Here is a 6,272-nt window from a genome sequence, read left to right as displayed (position 1 = left end):
CTGCATCTGGGGTACGCGCTACCTGTTGTTCAAACAACTGATGGATACATTTATCAGACGGATAGTCTGTCTGAGTAGAGTTCCACTCTACTAACAATTGCTGACGCTCAACTTCTCTAAGCAGGGGTAATTCTCCAATTCGCGCTTGGGGATTTGCCACAATTGCTTCTAGCAGTGTCACAAAATGACCCAACATGCGAGCGATCGTGCTAGGGTCAAACAAGTCAGTATTGTACTCCCACACTCCCACTAATCCAGTAGCAGTGTTCCCTATTACTAAAGTCAAATCAAACTTGGCAGTTACACTTTCTGTTGGCAAATCACTTATAGTTAGCCCACTCAGTTCTACTTCAGACATGGGTGCATTCTGAAGTACAAACATTACCTGGAATAGGGGTGTATGGCTGAGATTTCGCTCTGGTTGCAATACTTCCACTAGCATTTCAAAAGGCAAGTCCTGATGAGCATAAGCTCCTAGAGCCATTTCGCGAACACGAGTGAGTAATGATGAGAAACTGGGATTTTCAGATAAATCAGTCCGCATGACTAAAGTATTGACAAAAAAGCCAATTAACCCTTCTATTTCACTGTGATTACGGTTAGCAATTGGTGTCCCCACTAAAATATCTGATTGTCCTGTATAGCGGTAAAGTAGAGTATCAAACGCTGCCAACAGCGTCATGAATAAAGTTACCCCTTGTTGCTGACTCAGTTGTATCAACTTATCAGTGAGTTCCAGGGAAAGTTCAAACTTTTGATGTGCGCCAGCAAAGGTTTGCACGGCCGGTCTGGGTCGGTCTGTAGGCAGTGATAATAAAGTTGGTGCGTTTGCCAGTTGTTGTTGCCAGTAACTCAATTGGTTTTGTTGTACATCCCCGACTAACCACTGTCTTTGCCACATTGCAAAGTCTGCATACTGAATCGGCAGTGGCGTTAAGGGTGAGAACTGACCTTGAGAATAAGCGTTGTATAATGTTGCTAGTTCTTGGACAAAAATACTTATTGACCAGTCATCAGAGACAATGTGATGCATACACACACTCAAGACATATTCTGTCTGGGACAGCACTATTAATGTTGCTCTCACTAATACTTGTGTTGCCAGGTCAAAGGGTTGTAGAGCTTGTTGTTGAGCTAATTGCTGTGCAACTATTTCTTGCTCGCTTGTAGATAAATGCTGCAACTCAACTATAGATAGTGTCCAATTTGTTTGTGTTTGAATGACTTGTGTTGCTTGTCCATTAACTGTAATGAAATTGGTGCGTAGAGCTTCATGCCGAGCAATTATTTCAATTAAGCTTTGTTCTAAGGCGGCTATGTTGAGAGTTCCAACAATACGCAAAGCTAAAGGTATGTTGTATAATTCACTATTCGGCTGTAACTGTTCTAAAAACCACAAACGCTGTTGAGCAAATGACAGTGGTAATTCTGCATTTTCTGTTCTTGGTAAGATGGGTGGTGCTGTTAGTTCTAAGTCTTGTTGCTGCAACTGCTCAATTGCTCGCGCTAATTGGGCAACTGTCGCTGCTGCAAACAGACTCCGCAACGGTAGTTCTACTTTGAAAGTATTGCGGATGCGTGAAACCAGTTGTGTTGCTAGTAACGAGTGTCCTCCCAAGGTAAAGAAGTTATCGTGAATACCGACTTGCTCTAGTTTCAGTACTTGCGCCCAAATTTGTGCCAGCATTTCTTCAACTGGGTTGCGTGGTGCAACATAGTTGTCTATTTGTTCACTGTGTAAATCCGGTGTGGGTAAAGCGCGGCGGTCTACTTTGCGATTTGGTGTTAGCGGTAGGGACTCCAGCACCACAAAAGCATTTGGCACCATATAAAGCGGCAGAGAATTGGAAAGGAATTGACGCAGTTCGCTAAGTGTGGGTATGTCTTGGGAATACGGTACAACGTAGGCGACTAGGCGCTTATCCCGGGTTGTATCTTCGCGGATAATCACACAAGATGTCTGTACCTGGAGATGTTGGTTGAGTACGGCTTCGATTTCTCCCAATTCAATACGAAAACCGCGGATTTTTACTTGATTGTCGATGCGTCCGAAGCATTCAATCTTACCATCTGGCAGATAACGAGCTAAATCCCCTGTTTTGTAGATGCGATGACCTCCGGTCGGTCGGAGACTATCGCATTTGGGATCTTTAAATGTGTTGGCAAGAAATTTTTCATCTGTCAATTCTGGGCGGTTGAGATATCCTCGTGCTAAACGCACACCACCTATGTGCAATTCGCCGATGACTCCAATTGGTACTGGTTGCAGATGACGATCTAGGATGTAAGCTTGCGTATTGGCAATGGGACGACCAATCAGGACTGTATTAGTTTTTGAAAATTTGGGATGCAGCAGATCATGGACGATCGCTGTCACCGAAGCTTCAGTAGGGCCGTATACATTTAAACAATTGATGCGATCGCCCACCAATTGCTGCCAGATTGTCACCGTTTCTGGTAACACTGCATCCCCACCCACAGCTACTAAGCGCAGACTTTGCGGTACAGTTGCATCTTCTTTAGATACTGCAACTGCCCATTCATGCCAATAAGCCGGGGTGATATTTAAGACACTCAGTTTTTGTTGTTCAATAAATTGAGCAAAACTGGCAAAGTCAGGGAACATTTGCGCGGGTCTGAGTACCACAGTTGCGCCTTTATACCAAGTGGGGAAGATTTCTTCGGCTGCAACATCAAAGCCAAGGGAAGCAAACTGCAAGACACGATCTGCACTTGTTAGACCAAATACTTCACTTATTGCACAGCTATGGATAACTAGAGCTGCGTGAGTCAGCATCACCCCTTTGGGTTTTCCGGTAGAGCCAGAAGTGTACAGTATACAAGTTAAGTTTTCTGGTCTTACCTGATTCACCGGATTTTCTGGACTTTGAAGAGTCAGCACAAGAGACTCTGTGTCTAAGACAATGACTTTCACCCCTTTGATTGGCAAGGAATTGAGCAATGTCTGCTGTGTGATTAGCACAGATAATTGTGAGTCTTGAGATATGTCAGCTAATCGCTGCTGGGGATAATCAGGGTCTAGGGGGACATAAGCGCCACCAGCTTTGAGGACAGCTAACAATGCTACGATCATCGATAGCGATCGCTCTAGATAAATCCCTACTAAAGTCTCTGTCCCTACACCTAAAGATTTTAAGTAATGTGCTAATTGATTAGCTTGGGTGTTTAACTGTTGATATGTTAGAGACGCGAAATTTCGCGTCTGTACATTGTCAAACACCACTGCTACTGCATCAGGGGTAAGTTCTACCTGTTGCTCAAATAATTGATGGAGACACTGATCAAAGGGATAATCAACCTGAGTATCATTCCACTCAACGAGTAACTGCTGCTGCTCAACTTCTGCTAACATTGGAAGCTGCTCAATTCGCTCTTGGGGATTGGCCACAATTGAACACAGCAGTGTGACAAAATGACCGATCATCCGCTCGATAGTGCTGCTATCAAACAAGTCAGTGTTGTACTCCCACACGCCCATCAGACCTTGGGGAGTATTTTCCATTGATAAGGTAAGATCAAAAGGCGCTGTGGCACTTTCTAGTTTGATTGGACTGACAGTTAACCCAGTCAGTTCTAATTGAGATATGGGTGCGTTCTGAAGGACAAACATCACCTGAAATAGGGGTGAATGACTCAGATCTCGTTCTGGCTGCAATGCTTCTACTAGCATTTCAAACGGCAAATTCTGATGAGCATAGGCATCCATTGTCATTTCTCGAACGCGAGTTAGTAATTCGCTAAAGTTGGGATTACCTGATAAATCAGTCCGCATGACTAAAGTGTTGACAAAAAAGCCAATTAACCCTTCGATCTCAGAGCGATCGCGGTTGGCTATTGGTGTCCCCACCAAAATATCTGACTGTTCTGTGTAGCGGTAAAGTAGAGTATCAAATGCTGCCAACAGCGTCATGAACAAAGTCACCCCTTGCTCTTGGCTCAGTTTTGTCAGTTTATCAGTTAGTTCAACTGAAAGTGCAAACTCTTGATATGCACCAGTGAAAGTCTGCACCGCAGGTCTAGGTCGGTCACTGGGTAGCACCAATAAGGCTGGCGCGTCTTTTAGTTGTTGTTGCCAATAATTCAATTGGCTTTGCAGTACATCGGCGACTAACCAGTCTCTTTGCCACAGTGCAAAATCTGCGTACTGAATCGGCAGTGGAGTTAAAAGTGTATCCCTTTGGGGAAGCAAGCTACGCGTAGCGTCTCGTAGAGAGGGTTGATCTTGAGCATAAGCGTTGTACAGCACCGCTAATTCTCTGATAAACACACCCGTTGACCAGCCATCAGAGACAATGTGGTGCATACACACTAATAATATCTGTTCTGTCTCGGAAAGTATTATTAATGTTGCTCTGAATAACGACTCACTTGCCAAATCAAATTGTTGAATTGCTAGTTGTTGCACTAGTTGCTGCGTTGCTATTTCTTTCTCGCTTGTTGGCAGATGTTGCAATTCAATAACTGATAGTGTCCAAGTGGTCTGTGTGTGAATGATTTGGATCGGTTGTCCATCAACTGCGATCAAGTTGGTACGTAAGGCTTCGTGACGCGAAATTATTTCTTGTAAGCTTTGTTCTAAGGCAGCTTGATTAAGAATTCCTGCTAGACGCAAAGCTATGGGGATGTTGTATAAGGCACTGTTCGGCTCGAACTGATCTAAGAACCATAAGCGCTGTTGAGCAAATGATAGTGGTAATTGTACATCTTTTGCTCGCCTTAAAATGGGTGGTGCAGTTAGTTTTAAGTCTTGTTGCTGTAATTGCTCAATTTCCTTTGCCAATTCACCTACTGTTGGTGCTGCAAACAACTCACGCAATGGTAGTTCTACTTTGAAACAGTTGCGAATGCGTGATACTAGTTGCGTTGCTAGTAGTGAGTGTCCCCCGACTTCAAAGAAGTTATCATGTATGCCGACTTGCTCTAATTTCAGCACTTGCACCCAAATTAGTGCCATCATTTCTTCGACTGGGGTGCGCGGGGCTACATATTTGTCTAGCCGTATGCTGTCTAAATCTGATGTGGGTAGGGCGTTCTTATCTAGTTTGCCGTTGGGAGTTAGAGGTAAGGATTCCAACATCACAAAAGCCTGGGGCAGCATGTAGTCTGGGAGTTTAGCTTTGAGAAATTGTCGCAGTTCGCTGATTTTTGTGGTCGTCTGTGGTTGCGGCACTACGTAAGCGACTAACTGTTTGTCACCCCTGATATCTTCGCGAGCAATTACACAATTGGCTTGCACATTATCATGTTGACTCAGTACAGCTTCGATTTCTCCCAATTCAATGCGGAAACTCCGAATTTTTACTTGATTGTCAATCCGTCCTAAGTATTCAATATTACCGTCAGGTAAATAACGTGCTAAATCCCCTGTTTTATAGAGGCGTTCGCAATTAGAGGATTGGCCTTGTGTTTTCCCTCTGCTTTTGATCTCAAGAGCTCCCCTACCTTTTTGAAAGGGGTTGCTAATGAATTTTTCCTGAGTTAGTTCTGAACGATTGAGGTAGCCGTGTGCCAATCCTGCACCACCAATATGCAACTCTCCTGGCACACCAATGGGAACTGGTTGCAGATATTTATCTAGAATATATATCTGAGTATTATAAATCGGTCGTCCAATTGCTATCTTTTGCTGATCAGTTTCTGTGGTGAGTGGATCTAGCAATTTGCATAGCGTTGCTTCTACAGTCGTTTCAGTAGGACCATAGGCATTTATAATCTGAGGATAGTTACCTATATGCTGCTGCCACATTTTTAATCTTTGCTCAAGGGGCAGCTCTCCGCCAATAATTATCAGTCGGATGGCATCTGGCAATAGCAAATTAGCACTAGCTAATTCAAAAGCTAGTTGATGCCAGTATGCTGTTGGTAAATCTAACACTGTTAAATTCCAATCTCGGCATTTTTGCACAAACATCTGCACGGAATTTAACATTTCGTCAGTTCGCAGCACTAACGTTGCACCACAACTTAAGCACGGATAGATTTCTTCTGCCGCTACATCGAAACTAATAGAGGAAAACTGTAGTATGCGATCGCAGTTGCTTAACCCATATTCAGAAATTGCTGTCTGCGTAAAATTCACTAAGGATTGATGTTGAATCATCACCCCCTTGGGCTGACCTGTAGAACCAGAAGTATAGATGATATAAGCTAAATTTTTGCTGCTAGTGTCATTAACCAAATCAGAATCACTCAATTGAGCAATTTTTTGCCAATCAGTATCTAAACAAACAAGGTGGGCAGTATGTAGAGGT

The 6,272-nt window shown here is 43.6% G+C and carries 1 protein-coding gene; it reads right to left on the bottom strand.

Going from position 1 to position 6,272, the window contains the following annotated elements; translation table 11 throughout:
• The coding region (locus AC5JMK_RS11665; protein ID WP_495910139.1) for an amino acid adenylation domain-containing protein at positions 1-6,272 on the bottom strand (6,272 nt) is incomplete at both ends.

This window comes from Pelatocladus sp., from assembly GCF_059505505.1.
Note: the sequence above shows the minus strand (reverse complement) of the source record. Positions and strands in the feature narration are given on the sequence as shown.